This is a genomic window from Bacillus sp. T-10(2022), assembly GCF_056502895.1.
Genome location: NZ_CP113518.1, coordinates 334431 through 360512 on the forward strand (window position 1 = coordinate 334431; position 26082 = coordinate 360512).

The following is a 26082-nucleotide window of genomic DNA, read 5'->3' on the forward strand; positions in this document are numbered from 1 at the left end:
ATATTGCAAAGGTTCAGAAGTGTTTTAAAAGGTAAAGCCTTTTATATAATTAGGGTTGTAACTAAAGCAATTATTTCATTAAAATCACGAAAACTCAAGTTGTAGGCTCCACCTTACTGTGAGAATAATAATTTCAAGTACATAATGCTTCTAAAGAGATAACTTGCAAGATGTTCGAGCATTAGAACCCATTTTTTTATAATTTTCATAATTATGATGAATTGCGTATAATGAGATTACGCAAGGGTATACATAAATTTAATTAAATACGAAATGAAAGAATGGTTATCATTCTATTCTATAAGCAATTAATCTATAAAAGGTGAAATGATTATGATAGCTGGTCTTATGAAGTCTTGGACAATATGGATGAAAATTGGAGTAATTTTATTCGGGGTATTCTTACTGTCGTGGCTGGGTCCTGACGAAATCGGTCTTACTGATTTGCTTATTTCATTAAGAGAAGGTGAAGAAACAGGAAATAAGTTAATGCTTGCCGTGTTTTTGTTAATTTCTTTAAATACAGTTTTAGCTTTGTTTCATTATATTGGTGCACTGCTGTTGGGGGACGAAATCGGTGCTCGTTTAAACCGTCCATGGTTAAAAATCATCATTCCTCTTATTGTTATTCCTCTCGACTATATCGTGATAAATGCTTATTATTCTTTAACATACTCATTCAGCGCATATGCGTTGTTATTGTTGTTAGCCATCTTATTATTGCAAGCCTTTGAAAAGGATAGGCTAAAGCCAATTATTAAAACGATTATTTGTTCGCAATTAATCTTTGGGATTGAATGGCTGAATGAGATTCCTTATTTATCCCAATATGGATTTGGCCAAGGGTCGATTTCAAAGGAATTAAAAGATATAGCGGTTCAAATTGGATTTGAGCAATCTTTAACATTGTACAGTTTAACTTTGTGTTTAATTTTTGTTATTAATGCTGTTATTTTAGCTGTGTATTTTTCATTGGCTGAACAAAAGTGGCGGATAAAGCAAGAGCTTCATTATGCACAGTTAGAAGCAATGCAGTCAAGATCAGGACGAGAAGCACTATATCTGGTCCATGATTTAAAAACACCTCTCACAGCAATTGAGGGGCTAAATTCTTTAATTAGTTTAAAAGTGGGCGATTCTAAAATAAAAGAATATTGCCAAAGGATTTCAGCATCGATTCTTTCCGTTAGCGACATGATTTCCGAGATTTTATATGATGATAAAAAACATTGGTGCCGTATAAAAGATTTAGTTGAATACGTCGAAGCAAGCAGACTGAGCGGGACAAATCTTAATCTGAAGGTAGACTTTCAAACAGATCCTGAAATTAAGATTTTAATTAATAAAATCCGAATGACAAGGGCTTTAGTGAATTTAATTGACAATGCTTACGATGCAGTGAATGGAATAGAAGATGGCCAGATCTTGCTTAAGGTAAAAACCTATGAAAATGAACTTTGGTTGGGCGTATCAGATAATGGGAAAGGGATTTCACCTAAAGAGCAGGAGAAAATATGGAAAGCTGGGTTCAGTACGAAATCGCATCCAGGGATGGGGTTGGCCTTCGTGCGACAAGTTGCTGAAGGACATGGTGCATCTTTAGAAATTGACAGCAAGCTTGGGCACGGGACAATAATTTGGATTAAACTAGCTGAGAGGAGTGTGTCAAGATGAACATTTTAGTCATTGATGATGATGCATCAATTCAATATATGCTAAGTGAAATTTGTGAATTTGCCGGCTGGAATGTAGATACGGCTAACAACGGAAAAGAAGGGTTAAATGTGTTTGCAGAAAAAGGAGCAGATGTTGTTTTAGTTGATTATCATATGCCGGAAATGGACGGAATAAAAACAGTGGGTGAGCTTCGTAAACTTAATGCCGATGTTCCGATTCTTGTATTAACAGTTGATGAACGACAGGAAATTGCTGATCGCTTTCTTGAAGCAGGCGCAACGGATTTTGCATTAAAGCCTGTAAAAGCGCCTGATTTGATTTCAAGAATTCAACTGCATGCTCGCCTTGCAAAATTAACTCAATCAGCTCCGCAGCAAAAATCCAGTGAAGAAAAGGATGTATTTGTAACAAAGGGAATTAGTAAGAGAACACTTTGTCACGTTAGTGATTTTCTGCATTCTAATCGTGAACCTTTTTCTGTTGATACAATTTCTAAAGAAGTTGGTTTGGCTTATCCGACCGTCTATCGCTATATTATGCATTTACTTGATGAAGGAAAAGTGGAAACTATTGTGAGCTATCAAAAAATAGGAAGACCGAAAAATTTATATCAATGGATTGTTGACTAAGAAACTGCCTTAAAACAAGGCAGTTTTTTTTATTATAATGGGGGTCTCCGTTGCTGCACAGGCCGCTAATGCAATAGGACTTTTTTTCTTTTTTTTCTGTGTTTTTATATTTTCTGATAATATAAAATTATTTTACAACACTAAATATTCTTTAAAATTTAAATGCCTTCATTAAACATCTTCGAATAAAATGAATGAATTTATAAGTTAATGCTCATTTAGATTTTTGCTATTTGATTCTTTTTGCACCAGAATCAAAATAAAAAAATGTAAACGCTTACCGATGGTGGGTTGGATGGCATGCGTCGCCATCATCGTATTAGGCATAGGTGGAAAGAATCAATAATTTGTCAATTAAAACCATGCAATTATTTTTTGAATGTAACGATTGGTGGATGGTTCAATATTTAACCATATTTAGGGGGACTTTATTATGCAGGCACTATTAAAAGATGATGTTCAGCAGCCAAACCAGTCCAGGAAAAAGCATCCTCCAGGACTGTATATGCTGTTCGCGACTGAAGCATGGGAGCGCTTCAGTTATTACGGAATGAGAGCAATCCTTGTTCTTTACTTAACGGCAACTGTTGTAAACGGCGGGCTTGGAGTCGACAAATCTACGGCTATGGGCATATACGGATTCTTTACCGGGGCCGTTTATATTACGCCAATGATTGGCGGATACTTGACTGACCGTTTCATAGGCAGAAGATTGGCGATTACGATTGGCGGTATTTTAATGGCGCTTGGTAACTTTTCGCTATTCGCAAGTCAGAGTTTGACAGCGCTTTACATTGGTCTTGGTTTATTGATTATCGGTAATGGTTTCTTCAAGCCAAACATCTCGACAATTGTGGGTGATCTTTATGAAGACAACGATCCGCGTCGTGATGGAGCTTTCACCATCTTCTATATGGGTATTAATGTTGGGGCTTTCTTCGCACCATTAGTAGTTGGCCTTATGAGCTATAAATATGGGTTCTTGACAGCAGCAATTGGCATGATTGTAGGGCAGTTAGTTTTCAACTTATTAGGAAATCGCTATTTAGGAGATATCGGTAAAGTACCTACTGGCAAACCGGAAGTTACTGCTGGTCAAAAATCAGCTGCACCGTTAACGAAAAGAGAACAAAAACGTACAGCGGCCATCGTTATTTTGGCAGTCTTCGTTATTGCGTTCTGGGCCGCTTTCGAGCAGGCAGGAAGTTCATTGACATTGTATGCCAATGACCAAATTGATCGGAATGTATTTGGTTTTGAGATTCCAACTGCCTGGTTCCAATCATTGAACCCATTATTCATCGTGATTTTAGCGCCAATTATGTCTGCTTTATGGTACAAGCTTGGCAGCTCAAAACGCGGTGACTTAAAAACTCCAACGAAGATGGCTCTTGGTTTAGTCACTGTTGGTTTAGGTTTCTTAGTACTGCTTCCTGCCGTTATGTACACAGGAAACGATACAGCGCTGAAAGTAAACATCCTGTTCATGATTGTAACGTATTTCCTTCATACGTTAGCCGAATTAATGATTTCACCAGTCGGTTTATCAATGGTAAGCAAAATTGCTCCAATCAAGCTTGCCTCTCTTCTAATGGGAGTATGGCTGGCAAGTTCCGCGGTAGCTAATATGGTAGCCGGCCAGTTAGCTGCATATACGCAGTCTTTAGGTTACCTGGAAATCTTCAGTGTAATTGGCTTTGTAACAATTGGTTTAGGTATTGTATTGTTGTTTCTTTCGAAGCCAGTAGCAAAGCTTATGAAATAATGAGAAAAGGAGCTGACCCAAAAGGCATATAATGTGCCGTTTGGGTCGAGCTTTTTTTATTGTAAAAAAATAATAGAATCGGTCCAAACTGGAGGAGTCTCCACAGCGACCCAAACCAGAAAAGAACGATTCTCTGAAGTTTTACCAAGCGTCAGGCCCAACCAGATGTAACATCCACAATGGGTAAGGATAGATAGAGGCTATGAAAGAGAAGGAAGGTAAGCGAATAGATGATCTAATCCTATATGGAAACAGAAGAAAGGAAATCTTATCGCTATCCCTAACGACTTCTGGATAGGCTATACTTATCTAGACAGAAAATTTAAGGTCAGGTAGACTACAGATACAACTAGTTATAGAAAAGAGGTCCGATATGCGACGCGATATACAACTGAATGAACGAGCTTTCTCTTCCAAGGAAGTGGCAGAAGAAGTGGGGATTGCAACTCCCACTGTTCGAAAGTATGGACAAATCTTAGAGCGGAATGGATATGAGTTTTTGAAAGATGGAGATCGACGTATCTTTGTTAAATCTGACATCGGAGCACTTATAGCGCTACGCGATACGGACAAGCCCCTAGACGATACAGCTAAAGACCTTGTATATCAACAAAAAGAAAGATTAGAAGGATCCAATGAAACACAGATAGCGATACCCGATACATATGAAAATTCACCCCACGACCCCAATCAATTAAACGAGGTCTTAATGTTTTTAGTCAATGAACTCGCAGCCACACGTGAAATGAATGTCCAACTGACAAACGATATGTCACAGCTTAAAACAAAGGTTTCCCGGCTCCAGCAAGATCATCATGTTATAAGTTCTAGTATTGGAAATTCAGCGCAAAGAACTAATTCTAAAATTGAACAATTAACTGAACAACAAAATACCCATTACGAAACATTGCTGGAACAAGAAAAACAAAAAAGTGAACTCTTACAAAAAGAAATACAAAATATGCGGGACGAACAGAAAAAAGAATGGAATTCACAAAATGAATTTAATAAACGTTTAGAAGAGGCTATACAAAAACGTTCCGAAAAATGGCGGGCGCTTTTCTCCATATTCAGAAAATAAGGTGACTGTTAAGGTTTATTGCCTAGCTGTGTATTGATTTGTGGAAGCAAATTATTGATGAAGAAACATTTGATAAATATTTTTTAAATAAATAATGATGGATAAAAGCATTGAGATACGAATCCATAAAACTTTTAAAAAATCATAGTGCCATATATGATTAGCGTAACTGAAAAACAGAATTAAGAAAGATTATTTCAACTTTACAGGATTTGGCACCTGTTATGTAAATGCTCGGCAATACCAATGTAGCGGACGTTCTACCAAAGGCTCAATTGAAATTCATTGGGGATTTGTTTAAGCGATATGCATCTAAAACAAAATACACAATTTGAAGCAAGCTAAAAAGGCATGTTTGATAGGAGGTTGAAAACTTGCATTCAAAAACAAGAGTCATCCTTACTAGAGGTGCTCCAGACAGGGATAGATCGGCTCTTTTTTTGTGTGTTCGTATCGCTGGGCGATATAACTTGCATATAAATTCGACCCTTTAGGTTTAATAGAAAAGCGGCGTTGATGCAAACATGATATACATCTGAATGAACGAGTATTCTTTTCTTAGGAAGTGGAAGAAGAAGTCGGATGCACACCCACTGTTCAAAAGTATGGTCAAAAGAACGAAACGGATATGAGTTTTTTAGATGGTGGTTGCCTATCTTTATTCAATCTGACATCGAAGCGCACATAGCGTTACGCGATACGGGGAAGTCCCTAGAGGGTACAGCTAAAGACCTTGTGTATCTACAAAAAGATAGATTAGAAGGAACCGATGAAACAGAGATAGCGATACCCGGTATAATGACAACTTAACCCATAATTCCAAACAAATAATGAGATTTTAATTGTTTTAACCAATAACTTGCAGCTACGCTTGTAATGACAATCCACTGACAAACGATATGTCTCAGCTTAAAACAACGGTTTCCCAGCTCCAGCAAGATCTATGTCCTCAATAGTGTTCCTCAAGAAAGGGCCTTATCGGTTCTTTTTTTTGTATCTTATCGGCGGGCGATATAACGTGAAAATAAATCCACAGAACCTTCATCTTTAATAGAAAGGAAGGTCCGATATGCGACAGGATATACATCCGATTGAATGAGCATCCTCTTCCAAGGAAGTGGCAAAGCAGTGGAGATGCAAAATCATTATTCGAAAGTATGTTTAAAACTTAGAGCGAAATGGATAGTGATTGTTAAAATATGTAAATGCGCATACCTTCGTTCAATCCGATATCGAAACGCTTAAAGTGTTACGCGATACGGGCAGCCCCCCTAAACGATATAGCTAAAGACCCTTGTATCAAGAAAAAGTAAGATTAGAAGGCACCAATGAAACAGAGATAGCGATACCCGATACATATGACAATTTAACCCATGTTCTCATTCAATTAAAAGAGAGCTTAATTTTTTAACGAATGAATTCACAGCTACACGTAAAATGAACATCTAACTGACAAACGATATGTCACAGCTTAAAACTGAACAACAAAAAAACCATTACGAAGCATTACTTCAATAAGAAAAAGGATTCATTACCTGTATTTTAGTCTCCTTTACGATATTCAGGTGTTAATTTCCGTTAATAACTATTTAAACCTAAGGCAATTAAATCAAAAGTAGAAATTCCTTTGTTCCAACTATTCGGAGTCACTATTTTCAAATTTCAACAATTTCCCGAGAAATATCTACAAATTCTGAGTAGATATCGACAAAATAATACTCCTTATCGGACTTTTGCAAAAAGCTTGTTTTAGCAATAATTATTGCATTTAGCTTCTATATTATTTAGCCTTACCAAGAGACAGGCCTCTAGAGTAAGAAGTTTTCTTTCCTGCTCCTATGAATTACAAACAACAAAGCAGTGATCCCAATTTTCGGGATGCACTGCTTTGTTGTTTGTAGATATTCTACGCATTCATAATTAGCTCGATAACTTCTTACCATTCCGTAAATCAACATCAGCAAAATCCTGCCCCCTTTCGATTAGACCAACCAAGAAAATGTAGGACAGTGCTCCTGCGAAGGTTATACAAGCAATAAGGTAAGTGCAGGAGCAAAATTACCGCCCTGGGCCAGGAAGCCAATCACAATCGGAATAATAATTGATGCAGTACCACCTACATTTCAGGACTAAAGAAATATACAGGGGTGAATGAGGGACAACCTACGATAGTACTGAAGGCAGCTAAATCGCCGCGAGTAGCGACCTGTGCTCGCTCGAACATCACAACAAGACCTAGAAGCAAGTCAAAGAGAACAAGGCAAGGCCGAAGACAAACGCAAGCAGGTTTATCAGTGATAGCTTTTTTTATAGGTGAATGAGGGCTATCTGGAAGACAGCTAGATCTCCGCGGGTAGCAACCTATACTAGCCGACCAGTAACGTGCAATCTCTAATAGGGTACTAACCTCAACAACGGGCAAAGTCTGCCCAAAATGACGTTGGATCCATTCATAAGTTGTTCGGAGCAGCAGCTTAATCCCTTGGTTAACAGATATTACCACCCTGTGTTTCTACATTATTTTTGGCCCCAGAACCTTCTAAACTCCCAATAAACTTTGACTATATTAACGAGAATCTAGTTGAATTCAAAAAACTTGCATTACTAATTATTTTAAGATTATAATACTTGTATACAAGTGTACTTGAACTCTAATAGAGGTGAATATATGGCTGAATCAAAGGAATTTCTTTATCCTGTAAAATGGCTTTCAAAAGCTTCAGCTGGTGATCGTGTTACATCCGAGCTTAGAATGCGTATTATTTCGGGGATGATTGAAAGCGGTGCCATCCTTTCTGAAAATAAATTAGCTGCTGATTTTGGTGTAAGCCGCTCACCAGTTCGTGAAGCGTTAAAAATACTGGCCTCTGAAAATATCATCCGATTAGAAAGAATGGGTGCGGTTGTCATTGGTTTAACAGAAAAAAAGTATGCCGAAATTTATGATGTACGTATACTCATCGAAACGTTTGTATTTGAACGTCTAGTGAGGATGAACACGAATGAATTAGTAATGGAACTTAGTAAAATATTGGAAATGATGAAAGTGTCCATAAAATACCTGGATGCGGATGAGTTTTCCTATCAGGATGTCCTATTCCACGAAACGATCATTCGCTCCATCGATCATTCCTACATCCTGATGATCTGGGATAATTTAAAACCTGTAATGGAAAGTTTGATTCTTCTATCCATGCGCAGTCGTTTTAAAGAAAAGTATGAAGACTTTACACGGATCATAAATAATCATCAACTTTATATTGATGCGATCAAAACAAAAGATCGAGACATCATGATTAAGTCTTTACATGAAAACTTTGATGATGTTCAAGGAAAAGTTGAAGACTTATGGATGGCCCAACAGATGCTTTCAAAAGGAGTCGAACAAGAAAATGACTAGCTATATGTTAGGAGTAGACATCGGTACAACAAGTACAAAAGCTGTATTATTCACGAAAAAAGGCGATGTCATCCAGCAAGAGAATATTGGCTATCCTCTTTACACACCGGATATGACAACGGCGGAACAAGACCCTGAGGAGATTTTCCAGGCTGTTCTGAAAGCCTTTTCAAATATAACGAAGCAGCATCCAGATAAAAAACCATCATTTATTTCATTTAGCAGTGCGATGCATAGTGTTATAGCTATGGATGAAAATGACCAGCCGCTAACCGCTTGCATCACTTGGGCAGATAATCGCAGTGAAGCTTGGGCCCATAAAATAAAGGATGAATTAGATGGGCATGAAGTTTACAAGCGAACCGGAACACCGATTCACCCGATGTCACCATTATCCAAGATCACCTGGATCGTGAATGATCGCCCTGAGATCGCAACCAATGTTAAAAAGTATATCGGGATTAAAGAATATATCTTTAAAAAGTTCTTTGATCAATATGTTGTCGATTATTCCCTTGCTTCATCGATGGGGATGTTGAATCTCAAAAATTTGGATTGGGATGAGGAAGCCCTAAGAATTGCTGGAATAAGGCGTGATCAATTATCTGAACTCGTACCGACAACAAAAATCTTTAACAACTGTGACCCGGATTTAGCCAAACAGATCGGGATTGACCCAGAAACTTCTTTTGTCATTGGGGCAAGTGATGGTGTCCTTTCAAATCTAGGTGTAAACGCTATCCGGAAAGGTGAAATCGCTGTCACGATTGGGACGAGCGGTGCGATTCGGACGATTATTGACGAGCCGAAAACAGACGAAAAAGGAAGAATCTTTTGCTATGCCTTAACGGAAAAGCATTGGGTGATTGGCGGGCCGGTAAACAATGGCGGAATGGTCCTTCGCTGGATTCGCGATGAATTTGCTTCTTCCGAGGTGGAAACGGCTAAAAGACTCGGAATCGACGCTTATGAAGTCTTGACCAAGATTGCCGAACGCGTAAGACCAGGCGCTGATGGATTGTTATTCCATCCATATCTTGCAGGAGAGCGTGCACCATTATGGAATCCGGACGTAAGGGGTTCATTTTTCGGATTAACACTGTCGCATAAGAAAGAACATATGATTCGAGCGGCTCTAGAGGGAGTCATTTACAATTTATACACCGTATTTTTGGCCTTAACCGAATGCATGGACGGTCCCGTGACCCGAATTCAAGCTACGGGAGGCTTCGCAAGGTCGGCTGTTTGGCGGCAAATGATGTCAGATATCTTCGAATCGGAAGTCGTGGTTCCAGAAAGCTACGAAAGTTCGTGCCTCGGTGCTTGTATATTAGGGTTATATGCCACTGGTGAAATTGATTCCTTCGAAGTAGTTTCTGAAATGATAGGCAATACCCACAAGCACACACCGAAAGCTGATTCTGTAAAAGAATATAGGCAACTACTGCCGATTTTCATTAACCTATCAAGGGTATTGGAAAACGAATATACACAGATTGCGGATTATCAAAGAAACTTAATAAATGCTGCAAAGTAAAGACATGGGGGGATTACAATGCCATTAGTTATTGTCGCTTTAGGAATTGTCGCTTTATTAATTTTAATAATGGGCTTCAAATTAAACACCTTTATTTCCTTGATCATTGTATCGTTTGGAGTGGCATTAGCACTTGGGATGCCACTTGACGGAATTGTCAAAACCATTGAAGCTGGATTAGGCGGAACACTTGGCCACTTAGCGTTAATCTTTGGACTTGGAGCGATGTTGGGTAAGTTGATCGCAGATTCAGGCGGAGCGCAACGCATTGCCATGACCCTTGTTAAAAAATTCGGTGAAAAGAATATTCAATGGGCTGTCGTGGCAGCGTCATTTATTATCGGTGTCGCATTATTTTTTGAAGTGGGCTTAGTATTATTGATTCCAATCGTTTTTGCGATTTCAAGAGAATTAAAAGTTTCGATATTGTATCTTGGTATTCCAATGGTAGCGGCATTATCCGTAACACACGGTTTCTTACCGCCGCACCCAGGACCAACCGTTATTGCTGGTGAATATGGTGCAGACATTGGTCAGGTTTTACTTTACGGCTTCATCATTGCGGTTCCAACCGTTATTTTAGCTGGACCAGTATTTACGAAGATAGCCAAAAGATTAGTACCTGAATCATTTACGAAAACAGGCAGCATTGCCTCTTTAGGAGAACAAAAATCATTTAAACTTGAAGATACACCTGGATTTGGGATCAGTGTATTTACCGCCCTACTTCCGGTTATATTAATGTCAATTGCTACGATTATCACTTTGATGCAAAAAACAATGGGATTTGAAGATAATGGTTTATTGGCAGCTATCCGTTTCATTGGCGAAGCAGGTACTTCCATGTTGCTTTCCTTATTATTTGCGGTCTATTCAATGGGATTAGCAAGAAAGATTCCAATGAAAGATATTATGGAATCTTGTACATCAGCGATTCTGCATATCGGAATGATGCTCTTGATCATTGGGGGCGGCGGAGCCTTCAAACAAGTATTGATCGACGGCGGTGTAGGTGACTATGTAGCTGAGTTATTCAAAGGAACATCATTATCACCGATCTTGCTTGCCTGGATCATCGCGGCAATCCTGCGTATTTCATTGGGATCTGCTACCGTTGCAGCCTTAACGACAGCTGGTTTAGTTATTCCGATGTTAGGTCAGACGGACGTTAATCTTGCTCTAGTTGTACTTGCTACCGGAGCGGGAAGTTTAATCGCTTCACACGTTAACGATGCTGGTTTCTGGATGTTTAAAGAGTATTTTGGTTTAAGCATGAAAGAAACATTTGCAACGTGGACTTTGCTTGAGACGATTATTTCAGTAGCTGGATTAGGATTTATTCTATTACTAAGCTTATTTGTATAGGCCTTTCCCGGCAGTAAATCCCCCACTTATGGCAGGGATTTACTGCCTATTATTCTTACATAGAAGGAGCAGAAATAAAATGTATAATACAATTGGTGTCATTGGTTTAGGGGTAATGGGCAGTAATATCGCGTTAAATATGGCTAGTAAAGGGGAAAAAGTAGCTGTCTATAATTACACAAGAGATTTAACCGATCAGCTTGTTGCTGAATTGGACGGTCAGTCAATCCATCCGTATTACGAAATCCAAGAATTTGTTCAGTCACTGGAAACTCCAAGAAAGATTTTTCTGATGGTGACTGCGGGTAAAGCGATCGACTCGGTGATCACTTCATTACTGCCTCATCTTGAATCAGGGGATATTATCATGGACGGCGGTAACTCCCATTACGAAGATACTGAACGCAGGTATGATGAATTGAAATCTAAAGGATTCAGTTATGTAGGAATTGGTATTTCCGGTGGGGAAGTCGGTGCGTTGAAAGGACCTTCAATCATGCCAGGCGGAGATAAGGCCGCCTATGAAAAAGTAGCTCCAATCCTGACAAAAATCGCAGCCAAAGTAAATGATGATCCTTGCTGTACCTATATCGGTCCAAAAGGAGCAGGTCATTTTGTAAAAATGGTACATAACGGGATTGAGTATGCGGATATGCAATTAATCGCCGAAGCTTATACGTTTTTAAGAGAAAAATTGCATTTAGAAGTTAATGAAATTGCTGACATCTTTGAAACATGGAATCAAGGCGAACTGAAAAGTTATTTAATCGAAATCACGGCCGAAATCTTAAGGAAAAAAGATGAAGTAACGGGCTTACCCTTGATCGATGTGATTCTTGATAAAGCAGGACAAAAAGGCACAGGAAAATGGACCAGCATGCAAGCGATTGATAACGGAATACCAGCATCGATCATTACAGAGTCTTTGTTTGCGCGCTACATTTCCGCTCTAAAAGAAGAACGGGTTCATGCGGAAAACATTCTAACAGGACCTGAGAACGTTCAGCAAAAATTAGATAAAAATGAGTGGATTGACTATATTAGGCAAGCATTATATATGGGAAAGGTTTGTGCATACGCGCAAGGTTTCACTCAATATAAAATGAGTTCTGAACTTAACGGCTGGGATTTGCCTTTAAAGGATATTGCGCTTATTTTCCGCGGCGGCTGCATCATTCGGGCTGAATTTTTAAACGTCATTAGCGAAGCCTATCAAGACCAGCCGAATCTGGCCAATTTATTGATTTCACCATATTTCGCTGAAAAGGTTGCAAAATACCAGGTGGGATTGCGAAAGGTAGTCTGTGAGGGAATAAATTCTGGCATCTCGTTTCCATGTTTAGGCTCTTCACTTACTTATTACGATAGTTACCGTACAGGCATCTCAAATGCTAACCTCCTGCAAGCACAACGTGATTATTTTGGGGCACATACCTATGAGCGACGTGATTTAGCAGGGGTCTTTCACACAAACTGGCAGTGATGGAAAGTGACAAAAGGGACAGTCATTTTTCAATGACCGTTCATTAATTGGAGAAGATACCTTGCTTTAAAAAGAGAGCTGCTTTGGCAGCTCTTTTTTTATGTAACAAAAGGGGGCCATCTAAATGTTAAAACAAAGTTGATTGAAATTGGTGTGAGAGACTCCTGCGGGAAAAGCATGTTAAGGGGAGACAACAAAGGCGCAAAGGCGCCGAGGGAGGACCGCCCGCGGAAAGCGAGTTTCTTGAGAGTAAATCAACGTTCCAATTGTACAGTCTGGGACCTCTAATTTAAGAGGCTGGAAGTTATGGAATTTTAATTGGTGTATTTAATTGATAATAATCCCTATATGATCGATAAGATACCATTTTTTTATTCTCATAATACCCATCCATTTGCAAAATTTTGGATTTGTTGGTTTCTAAATAATAATGATACCCTTCTGTTTCTAAACTATAGAAGGCATAGGAAATTCCAAGCATTTGTTTCTTGGTGACTTTTGTATCAGGGTGATGTTGTATAAAATCAGCCAATTGCTGTACAGATGTTGCTGGAATGTCTGCGGTATCAAATAATGTTTCCTTAATATTAGTCTTTATTTTATTCAAAGTAGTTTTTGCTTTATGTTTGATTTTTTTGGAATGTCTTTTCAAAAATATCACTCCTACTCTGTTATAGTTAAATGATTTAGGCTCTTTTCATAAAGATTGTTGTTTTTAAAACGAAACTATTTAAGGTTGATTGGAGCGGAAGTGCGAGACTCCTGCGGGAGCAGCGGGACAGGTGAGACCCTACAGGCGTTTACGCCGAGGAGGCTCACCGCCCGCCCCGCGGAAAGCGAGCATCTGGAGGGGAAATCAACCACACCGCACTACTTGGTAAATAGCAACAAAGTATGCGAAAACAGCCATGATTTATTATGTTATTTCCAATCAGCAAACGGAGTAAACGCAAATTTGAATCCTGGGAGAAATTCTACCAAAAGTGAAAAAATCTTGGTGAAAAGATTGACAGCAACGAATAATGTTTCTGGGGGAGGTTTAATACTCAGGTGAAGTGGTATATAAATGATAGCGGTTTATTCCCCTGCTGTGCCTTTATTAAGGGTCGGAGTTCTTTACGAAGAAAGAGTATCGTTTCATGAATGATGTCGACAGGTAGCACATATTCTTCTTTTGATTTATTACCAATTATTTCTGCATGAAAAAGGAGTGATATATCATGAGGCAAATGTGTATTTACTGTTTTAAATGGGCTGACATAGATACGATGACACCACTTTTTGAAGAAGGTAGAGATTTCGTCAATTATTATTGCGAGGATTGTGTTACTGCTGTTATGGATAATTTGTTTAAGCTCCCATACAAACATGTATGCGAACAATCAAGAACCCACTAGCAACAAAGTTAAGTGATTGCGCTGAAACAGCATAACTAGAGGGCCATCTCAAACGAGAAGGGCTTTTTTTGTTCGCGTTTGTCCTCTTCTTAATCGGAATAATGATATATAGTCCTTTTTAGATGAATGGGCGAAGGGTGTAACCATCGCTTAAATCCGTTAATATAAGGGTTTAACAAGGATTCATAAAATGTCTTTAAAGGTGAAGGCCTCCCATAGTTTATTGATGGGAGGCCTTTTCTTATCCAGTAAGCAGGCGGTTTCCCTAGTTATTCAACCCACTTAAACAATATGATCATACCGAATATTATTAAGTGGTACTCATAAGGTAGTATATCGGATTGAGGAAAAATATGAATTCGGATTAGATAGTAACAATAAAACAGATAAAGAAACTAAAGCATTTAAGGGGAAGATTAACCTGTTAAAGGAATTCAACGTTTGTTATACTCTTGACGCTGATGTTAAGTGGGAGAAAATAAAAAAAGGATTGAGCAGTAAAAAAGAGGATGTTTTACAAGACGTCTTGAAAAGGATGGAGCACTGTGAGTATTTTATTGTGAAAAGTGATAGTAAGCATCATATTATCAATACTTCATTAATACGGTATATACGCATTTTTGAAAATAAGTAATCTCACTACTGCTTTCTTGGAATATAAGTTATGGTTGTATTCTCCTAACAGTCTATCTGGGAGGGGATTTTTCTATGGCAAAAAAACCTTTTCATACATATACAGAGCGAGTAGGTTTGGTTAACACTTTGAAAGGAGTGAAGAGATGAATAGAGAATTGGATGATGGTTTTATTGAGTCATTAATGGTTTCCCTCCAAGACGAAAGGGTCATTGAAAAGATAAAAGCAATAGCAGAAGCGGGCTCGTTTAGTCAAATGGGGGAATATAAGGAGCTGCTGAGAGAAAAAGATAAAGAAATAGCAAGACTCCAACAAGAGATTGAGTCGAAGAAAGAGGAAATTAGGGAGTACCAAATAAAGATCACCCATCTAAATGAGAAGATGGAAGCCTATTTTACTGAATTGCAAAAGAGAAGAGCTGACTATCGGGAAGCGGAAGAACTTTACGAAGCTGTTCAACAATTATCCGAAACCACTAAAAGTTCGTTGAAAGGAATATTCAAGGGCGGGTCGGTGCAGGAATTCATCGTTTGTGGTGTGCAATATGAAAACATTTCATCTTTGTGGGATTTTATTAAAAACGAGATTATGGAAGGACGGGAGCAGGAAAGAGAGATTTTGCTCGCCCTTTTTCTTTATTTCTTTCAAGAATACGGTAAAACATACGATACCCCTTTATATAAAATACAGGAAGTGAAAAAGAATGAGGTCTTCAGGGAAGACTTGTACATAAGGGCCCTCAATAGCAAAATATCCGGGAACATTACGGACATCCTGCTGCCGGGTTATATAAGCATTAATGGTAAAACCATTAAAAAATCCGTTGTGAGAATCTAGCAGGCGAAAAAGAGAATGATATTAAAGGAGAAATACAATGACATCGATTATTATCCCAGAGATTGAAGAAGGCATTGAAAAAATCCTTCTTGTGCAATGGTATAAACAGCCAGGCGATTATATTACGGTGGGCGAAAGCTTAGCCAAATTCAGCTGTGAGGGCATCGAATTTGACCTCTTTTCAGAAAAAGAAGGTACCCTTAAAGAATTGAATGTAGCGGAGGACACTATAGTCAAGATTGGTGACCTGATATGTTATTTGGATTCTGGTGAAGCAATTTCAGAAGAATTATTAAAAGAAGTTGAAAAACAAGAAACGATAGAAGATAAAGAGCACTTTGAGAACGCAACAAGCTTAGCTGAAAAAAACAACATAGACAGTTCCATATACTTAATGAATAAGAACGAAGAGCAGGTACTATACTCACCTGATTCCCAAACCGTTCCGGTCTCTGCCATTTCAATGACTTATAAAGAAGTGAGATCTTTAATCAGCCATTTATATCAGAGTGCAGAAGAAACCTTCTTCAAGGAGGAAGCGAGCTTCTTTCAAGACATTAAAAAGATGCTCCGTTCCAGATGGGTTTACATGAATAACGGGAATATTATATATGATCACAACATCGCAGCTTTATTTCCTTATAGAAAATACTATGAATTAATGGAAGAGGATTTTGACTACAAAAAGCATCTGGACGTTTCCGGTTTTAAAGGTGATGTCATGACACGGGAAGAAGCTGCGAAAAGTTTCAATACAACCGATCACCCTGTATATAAGAGAATACTAGCTTTAGATGATTACTCCGCGAGTAAAAATCCTTCCATTTCAAGGATATTTGCCAATCAAACGGCTAATTCTTCTAAATCGATAGCGTTTAAATCCAACGGGTACGACATTCAAAGCTTCGATGTAGTAAATCAAAAAAACAATTTGCTGGGAAAAGGATTTTTCGTTCCCGTTTTCCGTTTAAATGGGGAAAATGCCTTTGAAATCAATGACCGAATGGCTCTCCATCTCTGGCTGGAAAATCGATTAGTACCAGGTGGATTAAGTGCAGAACGCCAGAAGGAGTATGATTATTTGCTGGCATTGTATCAATTAAAGGATTTAGATCATGAAAGTTTTCTAAAAGAATTGCCATCGATCGCTATCGATTCCAAGACGTTTTATGAGAAGCTTTTAAAATCTGAAAAAGTAAGAGCTGATATTGATACATATGATCAAAAGATGTTAACAGATCCAAACCGGGGACATTGGGATCTATGGCCTGTCCACTCTGATGAAAAACCTTTAACGATAAAACTGAACGAAGAAATAATGTCCAGAAACCCTAAAATGGATATCAGGGAGGACGGCATAGTTGGTATTGATTTTGGAACGAAAAGTACAGTGGTCGTCCATCAAGAAGAAAGTGATTTTACTCTTCCCATGCGTATTGGGGTTGGATATCTTAACACGGAAGTTCAAGACTGGCATTATGAAAATCCAACCGTGATTGAGTTTATCGATTTAGAACATTTCCTGGAGCTTTATCAAGAAAAAGAAGGAAGACCTGATACAAGGTGGCAGGATGTGACGGTTTCCCACAATGCTCTTAACAACTTGATGAATGGAAAGAGTGACCATTATTATTCCATATTGAATAATCTAAAGCAGTGGGCTGGAGAAAAGAGAAACGAACTCCGATTGAAAGACAAGAGGGGATATGCCGTTGTACTGCGTTCCTTTTTGGACTTAACCGATCAGGAAATCAACCCAATCGAGTTATACGCCTACTACCTCGGTTTGTATATCAATAACCAGAACAATGGCATTTACCTCGATTACACCCTTTCTTTCCCGGTGACGTATGAAAAAGAGGTAAGGGAAAAAATTCTAAAGTGTTTTGAACGTGGGTTAAAAAAGACGCTTCCTATGCCGATTCAGCAGGATGAAGAATTAATGAAAAAGTTTCGTGTCACCGCTGGGGCGAGTGAACCTGCAGCCTATGCCGTTTGTGCGTTACAGGAATACGGGTTTGAACCGGAAGAGGATGAAAAAACGTACTATGGTGTGTTTGATTTTGGTGGAGGAACGACAGATTTTGACTTTGGGATTTGGCGTGAAGCGGACTTGAAAGAAAGCAGATATGATTATGTCATCGAACATTTTGCAGCTGGCGGGGACCGGTATTTAGGTGGTGAGAACATGCTGGAGCTTTTGGCGTTCCAAGTGTTTAAAAACAACCAAAGAACAATGCGTGAGCTAAACATTCCTTTTACTCTCCCAGCAGAATGTGTGAAATTTCCCGGAAGTGAAACACTGATTAATCAGTCACAAGAATCGTATTTAAATACGAAACAATTGGTAGAAAAATTAAGGCCGCTTTGGGAAAGGCATGAACGGTATGAAGAACAGTTTGGAAAAGGCATGATCCGGGCAGACTTGTTTGACAAAGCCGGCCACGCAAAACTCAATGTGGAACTTTTGATCGATCAAGATGAAATGGAACAACTGATTGAGGAAAGAATCGACAAAGGCATTAAAAATTTCTTTGAGTCATTAAGGCGCGCTTTTGCCCGGTCAGAACACAGCAAAATTAATAAAGTGAATATACTGCTTGCGGGTAATTCAAGTAAATCCCCGGTCGTTATGAATCTATTTAATAAATGGATTGAAAGGGAAGTGCAGAACACTCAAAACTGGGGAGAAGTGTCTAATGATCTTTTTGAGATTCTCCCGCCACTGGGGACAGAAGGCGCTTATTTAAAGCAAGAAGAGAAAAATAGAGTGGTTAACCGAGATATAATAACCGCCCCTACAGGAAAAACAGGCGTTGCCTTTGGGCTTGTACAAAGCAGAAAAGGCGGAAGTATAAAAGTTATTGACCGCGATATGGTGAATGGTGAATCAAAGTTCAAGTATTTTCTTGGCATCGGGAGAAAAGGAAAATTAAAAACAATGATTGATCAAGAAGAAGAGTATAACAAATGGCATCTTTTCATTGATGCGTCAGAAGAAGATTTTGAAATTTATTACACAAGCCTGCCGGAAGCTAGTACCAACCAGCTTGATATTAAGCAGGCCCAGAGGAAAAAGCTTCGAATTGACCATGTAGATGATTCAGCTTTTGTTTATATTCGAACCATAAGCCCGACTGTCATCGAATATGTTGTTGCAGATGAAGGCTCGATTATAAGTGGCGATTATTTATGTGAAATTACTAAAGTGGAATTAAGCTAATAAGATATGTTGAACGAAAAAAATTCGTAAACACACAACAGATCATTCAATTGTATGGACTTTGATTGCTTCAATTGAATATATCAAGATTAAAGCTGCTATGTCCATTTGAGTGGTATATAAATAGAAGATCCTCGCTTGGTGCAGCGGTTAAGGTTTTATGCAGGACCTTGAGTGACTTTAAAGTTGAAGGCCTCCCACAGTTTACTGTGGGAGGTCTTTTCATGCTTATCGTATACGTATAAATAGTTTTCATTTCCAACAATTCAATGCTAGAAGCTCTAAGTGTTCAGTCTGAGGATTCACTTCTTTGATCCTCCTGTTGTTCCATAATCATTAATAGTTAATTTCACATCGTAATTGATTGTAGCTTCACTAAATGTTTGGTCCCAATCCTTTTTGACCTTATTCCATACTTTGGGGTGCTCAATTCTCAATCGATTTCCGAAGCCAGCAACGTCCACTTGGTATTCTTTTTGCATTTTTTCTAAAACATTCCCCACCAAGCGTTTCACTTTTTTTTCAGATGATTTTTCTGCTTTTTTTAGAAATTCATTTTTAAAAGTATCTCCTGAAACTACCCAGTTTTCAGACAGTCTTCCCACAGATTCAATGTTTACATCAAAAGATATGTTGTTTCCTTTAACTCGTGGTAGGATACTGCTTTTCATGGTCTCTATTTCATATACAATCAGCTGACCGGTTTCTTTATCAAAGCTTTTCACTACCCCGCCTTTTCCCTTACCTGTTATCCATGTTACGCCCTCCAGTTCTTCCTCATTCAAAGTACCAGTCATTTTGTGTGTCTTTCCATCGATTACGGCAGCTCCGGCAAATTTGACTTGCCCTTCTGCTGATAGAACTTTTTGCATCAGAAAACTAGACCCTGATTTGATCTTGCTTTCTACTTTAATATGCGACATGGGGGGCAAAATCCTCGTTGTTCGATATGCATTTTCTACAATGCCAGCCAGACGGAACGCTGGAATTTCTCCTGCTTTCTTTGTTTCCAGTGTTTTGCTTGCTCTTCCTTTACTGATGAGCACAAGGCAGCTTGGTCTAACCTCACTTTCTCGTAGATTTTGATCAAGTAATTGTTCCAACTTATACGATCTTGCAAGATTTTCACCGATAACAACCACTTTCATATGGTGAGCGGTTACGGGTTGTTGACTTCTCAATGATAATTCACGAACCATTTGATGAAAGGAGTCTCCAGTTTCAGAAACATTAACATAAGATTTTTGTTGTGGACCGGATTGTTTCGTTGTCGAACTCGCTACCAGAGGAGTGATAAATTGATAGGTTGCAGTAATCAGGTTCCTTTTTGAATAACCCTCCCCTTGTTCGTTTAACTTTTTCTCAATGGTGGACTGCTTGGCTTTATCGAATGCCAAACCTATACCTAAACTTTGCTCTTCAATTTCATGACTGCTCCAACATCCTGTAAGGGATAAGAACAAAAGAACGGAGAGGGAAATGAAGAGGGGGCGTGTATTGCTATGAGATTGTTTCATATTTTTTCCCTCCCTTTATTCTTGAGATGATAAGCAGTAGAAGGGGGAGTAAACCGAATAAAAACATTGCGATATTGCCGACGAAATCTCCTTGCTTAAATAGGTCATTGATATTTTTCGGAATCATGGCAAGGATGTAGAGAATCGGAAGCAAACCAAACATGTATGGGTGAATGCTTTTTTTCGTAATTTGAGCTAGCCCTAAAGCGGCTGCAAAAAATGTGATCGTAAATGTAGCGAATATTTGCATGATCCAAACAACGAGCAATAAAGATTCAAACCGTTCAAAGATCAAACCGGCGACTTCAAAACTTCGGATAAGATCAAGTGTCGGCCATGTTCTCATGACCACTCCATCAACAGATAATGCCCCGATAACCATTACGACCGTTATCACGTAAAAAATTAATGGAATGGAAACTCCAACAAGCAGGGCTTTTACTGCTTTTTTTGGTGAATTCATAAATGGAATAAGCAGTAGCATGATTTCAGGCCCTGAAAAAGCGAGAGCCGTTGTTTTTACTCCTTTTAGTACAGGGACGATTCCTTCTCCTAATACCGGACGCAGATTATCGATCTCGAATATTTTAAAGCTCATGAAGGTAACAACCAAAAAAAGGATAACTGTCAAAGGTAAAATAATTTCAAAAAGACGGGCGATCGGATTAATGCCGCCGAAGATGAGATAAAGACTTACCCACATGAAAATCATGATAATTGCCCAAGTAGGCGTACCCTCCAGAAGTAAATACCTTATTACTTCCGCCATTGCACGGAGCTGAAAACTGGAAGTTGTAAGAAAGTAACATATTACAACTAAACTTATTAACCCACCCAGCCATTTTCCTACAATTGCATTGATGTATTGATAGAAGGTCTTTTCGGGAAACTGTTGGCTTAATTTGACCATGATCAGCCCCGCGGTTATTGTGATGACTCCGCCTAAAATAACGCTTATCCATACATCTGGTGTTTGTACCTTTTCCGTAGATGATCTGGGTAGGGTGAGTAATCCTGTGCCGAGTATGAAGTTGATGACAATGACAGCTGCTTGTGGAGTTGTAATTTTGTCTTTCGGGCTGAGAATCATTATTTAACCACCCTTTCACCGATAGGTTATCCTTTACGTATGGGGTTTTTTGTATGCAACATCTTTGGACGGCGTTTCATCATCATAAGTGGCATTCGCACTATCAGGTCTTTCCACTCACTTAAGCGATAAGGAACGGCTGGACTCAAGTAAGGCACACCAAAGCTTTTTAATTTCACTAAATGACTGGTCATTAAAAGGAAAAAGAGAATGACCCCGTATAATCCAAAAGTGGCAGCACAAATCATAGCTGGAAAACGCAAAATCCGTAATGTAATCCCAATACTATAGTGCGGAATGGAAAATGATGAAATGGCGGTTAATGCTACTACAATGACCAAAACAGGGCTAACGATCCCTGCCTGTACAGCAGCTTCCCCAATGATTAAACCGCCGACAATTCCCATTGCGGGACCGATTGGCTTAGGCAATCGCAGTCCTGCTTCCCTCAAAATTTCGATGGCTATTTCCATGAATAATGCTTCGATAAGTGCCGGAAATGGAACCCCGGACCTGGTTCCGATAATGGAGATGGCCAGTTTGGTCGGAATCAACCCTGAATGAAATGAGATGAAAGCTATATACAAAGACGGTGTAAAAAGAGCCAGAATAGCTGCGAGGTAACGAAGCATACGAATGAATGTGCCAGGAATCCACCTTTCATAATAATCTTCCGGTGATTGCAACATCATGCTCAATGTAACCGGAACGATCAAAGCGAATGGCGTCCCATCTAACAAGATGGCCACTCGCCCTTCCATCAAAGCAGCGATCACCCGATCAGGACGCTCTGTATTCTGTACCTGCGGAAAAGGACTAAGGTAATTATCTTCGATAAGTTGCTCTACATAACCTGATTCCGGCACACTATCAATATCAATTTTCTTAATTCGATTTTCCACCTCTTGCACCAATTCGGGATCAACAATATCTTTTATGTAAGCGACAACTAAATCTTTTTTTGAACGCTTTCCTACTTGGAATTTTACTAACGATAAATTCTCAATTTCACCACTGCACCTTAAAAAGGATGTATTATCACTCAATGATTCAGTGAAACCGACCCGTGGACCTCTGACTAATGCCTCTGATACCGGTTCCTCGATCGCCCTTGTTTTATGTTTTGCAGTTCCTAGGATCAGCGCGTCCAATGATCCATCAATTAAAAGGGCGGTAGCACCTGTTAGTACTTTAGATGCTAACTCTTTAATGGAACGGACAGCTTCTATTTCACTAATGGATAACACTTCATTTTTTATGAATTCTTTTGAAATGCTTCCCTTGAGGTAGGGAAGGTTCTGTTTATATTCTGCTGAAAAATCAACCATCAATGATGGCATGATATGCTTATCAATGAGATCTTTATCCGATAGTCCATCCACAAAAATGATAACTGACCGTATACCGGTTCGCCCTAGATTAAATTCCCGAAAATGCACATCCCAATTATGGCCAATTTCTTGCTTAACACATTCAAGATTAAAATTAAGATCATCTGTAAACTGATGTGTTGGATCTTGGGGGGGATATGCTTCTTGTTTGTCTTTTTCGTTACTTTTTCCTTTTTTACCAATCTTTGATATCCACTCTTTCATCATCATCACTCATCCTTTGAGGTGCGAAGCAAATTAAACAATTTGCTGATTAGATACGGAATAACAAACACAATGAAAGCCTGTATAAAAACCTGCCATTCTGGAAGGTAGGAAACAATCGTTTTCCACATTTTCATCACCCTATACTTGTCTCAGATAGCAGCTGAAATTCCTTTATTTCTCAAATAGTATTAATATCTTCTATGTTTCTTATGCAATGAAGTTAAAAAGCCATTAGCTGTATTTGCCATCAATTTATACTTCGCATAGTAGAGGAGAAACTCGACTTATCCGATTGACTCATTGATTATGGTGAACTTTAATAAACATTGGTTTTTCTTCTTTGAACTGGGGATGACTTATGCTCACGATTTGAAATATAATTTTAAAAATATCAATATCAAATTGAAATGATGATCGAAATGACATATACTGAAAATTGAGAATTGTTTGTAAATAACATCCGATTTTGGGAAATATCCACATTTATCAACTTGAGAATAATATAACCCAATCGCAACCCGGAACATACACGATGTGCTTTATCGGATTGTGAAGCCTGGTGAAAAAGGAACGGAATGAATGAGATTATTATCTTTCGGTAAAGTTGCTCTTTATTTTCTAAAGTGATTTCAAAGGGGTGGAAAATGATGAATATATGGACAAGCTGCACAATTAGTTCAATTCTGGCACTTTCCTTACTAGCACCATCCGTGTCTTTTGCTAATGAAAATCCTAATCATGAAGCTGCTTTGAGTAAGGAAACTGCCAGCAAGTATCCAATATTAAAGAAAGCAAAAAAACCGGAAGAAGCGGGCTTTTCGTCTGAAAAGCTGGAAAAGGTGGATCAGCTTATTGAAATGGAAGTGGCAGCCGGTTTCCCCGGTGCTGCCCTGATTGTCATAAAGGACGGAAAGATCGTTAAAAATGAAAGCTACGGGTACAAACAGAAGTTTAATGAACATACACCTCTTAAGAAGTTTCAGAAAATGGAAAGCGGCACATTATTTGACCTTGCTTCAAACACGAAGATGTATGCAACCAATTTTGCCATTCAGAAATTAGTCAGCGAAGGCAAGCTGAATATCCAGGCAAAAGTCCAGCAATACATTCCTGAATTCAAAGACACGGAGAAGGATGTAATCAAAGGAAAGGACAATCTGAAGATTATTGATGTTCTTCATCATACAGCAGGGTTTAGACCCGATCCGCAATACCATAATCCAAAGGTTTCGAAAGAACTTTATTCCCAGGAGCGGGACAAGACCATCGAGTTCATTTCCAAAACACCGCTCACATATGTACCTGGAACACAGAATGTCTACAGTGATGTCGATTATATGCTGCTTGGCGCAATTGTTGAAGAAATAACGGGTCAGCAGCTTGATGCCTATGTTGAAAATGAATTGTACAAGCCGCTTGGTTTGAAAAATACAAAGTTCAATCCTCTTCAAAAGGGCTTTAAGCCAAAGGATTTTGCCGCAACTGAATTGCTTGGCAACACCCGGGATGGCGTGATAGACTTCCCTAACATTCGCACATACACACTTCAAGGGGAAGTACATGATGAAAAAGCCTTTTATTCGATGGGAGGCGTTTCAGGGCATGCCGGTCTTTTCTCCAATACGGAAGATATGGCTGTCCTTCTGCAGGTGATGCTGAATGGCGGGGGATACGGTAAACATATGTTGTTTGATCAAGAAACCATCGATGAATTCGTCGCACCTTCCGAGATGAATCCTACATATGGGCTTGGGTGGAGACGAAATGGCGATGCTAGCATGGAGTGGATGTTCAGTCCTCATGCGAGTGACGGTGCCTACGGCCATACTGGATGGACCGGGACAGTCACGATCATTGATCCGGAGATGGATTTAGGGATTGTGTTACTAACAAATAAAAAGCACTCTCCGCTCGTTAACCCTGTAGCCAATTCCAATCAGTTTTTTGGCGACCTCTTCAAAACAGGAAGCTATGGAAGTGTTGTAACTGCTATTTATGAAGCATTGGAAACGAATGAATGAATGTATATTTCCCATAAAGTTTAAGTCCTCCCATTTGTTCATGTTGGTAGGACTTTTTTCTTGTTATCATTATGGCAGGATGTCTGGATTTCTTTTATCTCCAATCAACATTTAATATTTTGGTGAAGTACAGAAAAATTTCAGAAAAAAAGCCCATTTTCAGGACGTTTATGAGGATGGGCTTTTTTTGCAGTTTTCAAAGAATATTGATGAGAACTGTACGGGCAGAAACCGGCTTTCGGGAGTGATGAATCATCCCCTAAAAGAACTATTTTAAAAAATATATTGACCGAACAGCTTGTATCCGCTTACAATGATATTTAGTTATTAGTGTATTTAGAAAATTGTAAAAGAGGTACCTGCATGACAAAGGAATTCGACAGAAGAATCGGGCGCCATGCAATCATGTACGCGTTTGCGAACGAAGAGGAAGAAGTCATATTGACGAATGACCTTAAGCGGATGGATTGGCTTTATGGAAAAGGTAAAGTCGGTTCAATGGAGCTGCAGAAAATAGTTGCGGCCATTGAGACATCAGCGAAAAGGCTTGGATTAGTCAATCCCGATATGTATCGTGAAATGCATGCGCTGTATCATGCGATCATCGAAGCACTCCAAGGAGTGACACGCGGCCAAGTTGAGCTTGGCGGTCTTTTGAGGACTGCGGGCCTTCGGTTTGCCATCGTTCGGGGCAGGCCGTTTAAAAACGGGGACGAAGGTGAATGGATTGCTGTAGCCGTGTATGGAACGATTGGAGCACCGGTACGGGGATTTGAACATGAAGCCGTTGGCTTGGGAATTAACCACATTTAAATAATTAAAAGCCT

General features: G+C 39.1%; 16 protein-coding genes. 12 read left to right on the forward strand and 4 right to left on the reverse strand.

All coding sequences use genetic code 11. The annotated features are described in order from the left end of the window. Positions 1-333 precede the first annotated feature (333 nt). The 8 genes from OSJ91_RS01725 to gnd all read left to right on the forward strand — a co-directional run bounded on the left by OSJ91_RS01725 (position 334) and on the right by gnd (position 12937). Positions 334-1674 carry a sensor histidine kinase gene (locus tag OSJ91_RS01725; RefSeq protein ID WP_485890882.1) on the forward strand — a complete coding sequence of 447 codons (1341 nt, stop codon included), beginning with the start codon at positions 334-336 and terminating at the stop codon, positions 1672-1674. Beyond that, a complete protein-coding gene (locus OSJ91_RS01730) occupies positions 1671-2306 on the forward strand; it encodes a response regulator (RefSeq protein WP_350300971.1) in 636 nt (211 codons plus the stop codon). Before OSJ91_RS01725 ends, OSJ91_RS01730 begins: the two co-directional genes overlap by 4 nt. A 433-nt stretch (positions 2307-2739) precedes the next feature. Further along, positions 2740-4071 (forward strand): peptide MFS transporter, encoded by a 1332-nt coding sequence (locus OSJ91_RS01735; RefSeq protein WP_485890883.1) that lies wholly within the window; start codon positions 2740-2742, stop codon positions 4069-4071. 373 nt (positions 4072-4444) lie between these two features. After that, the gene (locus OSJ91_RS01740; protein WP_350300973.1) at positions 4445-5152 is read left to right on the forward strand and encodes an SH3 domain-containing protein; all 708 of its coding nucleotides are present in this window, start codon (positions 4445-4447) and stop codon (positions 5150-5152) included. A 2668-nt stretch (positions 5153-7820) separates the two neighbouring features. Next, positions 7821-8552, forward strand: a complete 732-nt coding sequence (locus OSJ91_RS01745) for a GntR family transcriptional regulator (protein ID WP_048687535.1) — start codon at positions 7821-7823, stop codon at positions 8550-8552. Beyond that, positions 8545-10089, forward strand: a complete 1545-nt coding sequence (gene gntK / locus OSJ91_RS01750) for a gluconokinase (protein WP_350300975.1) — start codon at positions 8545-8547, stop codon at positions 10087-10089. The genes OSJ91_RS01745 and gntK overlap by 8 nt, the downstream gene beginning before the upstream one ends. Before the next feature lie 18 nt (positions 10090-10107). Next, on the forward strand, positions 10108-11454 hold the full coding sequence (locus OSJ91_RS01755; RefSeq protein ID WP_413020525.1) for a GntP family permease: 1347 nt from the start codon (positions 10108-10110) through the stop codon (positions 11452-11454). Positions 11455-11533: 79 nt separating this feature from the next. After that, complete coding sequence (gene gnd / locus OSJ91_RS01760; protein ID WP_350300976.1) at positions 11534-12937, forward strand: decarboxylating NADP(+)-dependent phosphogluconate dehydrogenase; 1404 nt, start codon at positions 11534-11536, stop codon at positions 12935-12937. 304 nt (positions 12938-13241) lie between these two features. Here the strand turns inward: gnd and OSJ91_RS01765 are convergent, their stop codons facing one another. After that, positions 13242-13589 carry a hypothetical protein gene (locus OSJ91_RS01765; protein WP_350300977.1) on the reverse strand — a complete coding sequence of 116 codons (348 nt, stop codon included), beginning with the start codon at positions 13587-13589 and terminating at the stop codon, positions 13242-13244. 1524 nt (positions 13590-15113) lie between these two features. On the opposite strand from OSJ91_RS01765, the gene OSJ91_RS01770 reads away from it, so the two are divergent. Both OSJ91_RS01770 and OSJ91_RS01775 read left to right on the forward strand, forming a co-directional pair. Then, complete coding sequence (locus OSJ91_RS01770) at positions 15114-15806, forward strand: coiled-coil domain-containing protein (RefSeq protein WP_485890884.1); 693 nt, start codon at positions 15114-15116, stop codon at positions 15804-15806. A gap of 37 nt (positions 15807-15843) precedes the next feature. Then, on the forward strand, positions 15844-19029 hold the full coding sequence (locus OSJ91_RS01775) for a biotin/lipoyl-containing protein (protein ID WP_485890885.1): 3186 nt from the start codon (positions 15844-15846) through the stop codon (positions 19027-19029). 302 nt (positions 19030-19331) lie between these two features. Here OSJ91_RS01775 and OSJ91_RS01780 read toward each other — a convergent pair whose 3' ends face one another. From OSJ91_RS01780 to OSJ91_RS01790, 3 genes are read right to left on the reverse strand one after another with little or no spacing between them, the layout of a single operon-like run. Further along, positions 19332-20546 carry a Ger(x)C family spore germination protein gene (locus tag OSJ91_RS01780; RefSeq protein ID WP_485890886.1) on the reverse strand — a complete coding sequence of 405 codons (1215 nt, stop codon included), beginning with the start codon at positions 20544-20546 and terminating at the stop codon, positions 19332-19334. After that, positions 20530-21636, reverse strand: coding sequence for a spore germination protein (locus OSJ91_RS01785; protein WP_485890887.1), 1107 nt, complete (start codon positions 21634-21636; stop codon positions 20530-20532). Before OSJ91_RS01785 ends, OSJ91_RS01780 begins: the two co-directional genes overlap by 17 nt. A 26-nt stretch (positions 21637-21662) precedes the next feature. Further along, complete coding sequence (locus OSJ91_RS01790; protein WP_485891828.1) at positions 21663-23231, reverse strand: spore germination protein; 1569 nt, start codon at positions 23229-23231, stop codon at positions 21663-21665. Between the two features lie 650 nt (positions 23232-23881). Between OSJ91_RS01790 and pbp4b the strand changes: the two genes are divergently transcribed. Continuing rightward, on the forward strand, positions 23882-25255 hold the full coding sequence (pbp4b, locus tag OSJ91_RS01795; RefSeq protein WP_485891829.1) for a penicillin binding protein PBP4B: 1374 nt from the start codon (positions 23882-23884) through the stop codon (positions 25253-25255). Positions 25256-25618: 363 nt separating this feature from the next. After that, on the forward strand, positions 25619-26068 hold the full coding sequence (gene hutP, locus OSJ91_RS01800) for a histidine utilization transcription antiterminator HutP (protein WP_095392619.1): 450 nt from the start codon (positions 25619-25621) through the stop codon (positions 26066-26068). Positions 26069-26082: the final 14 nt, after the last annotated feature.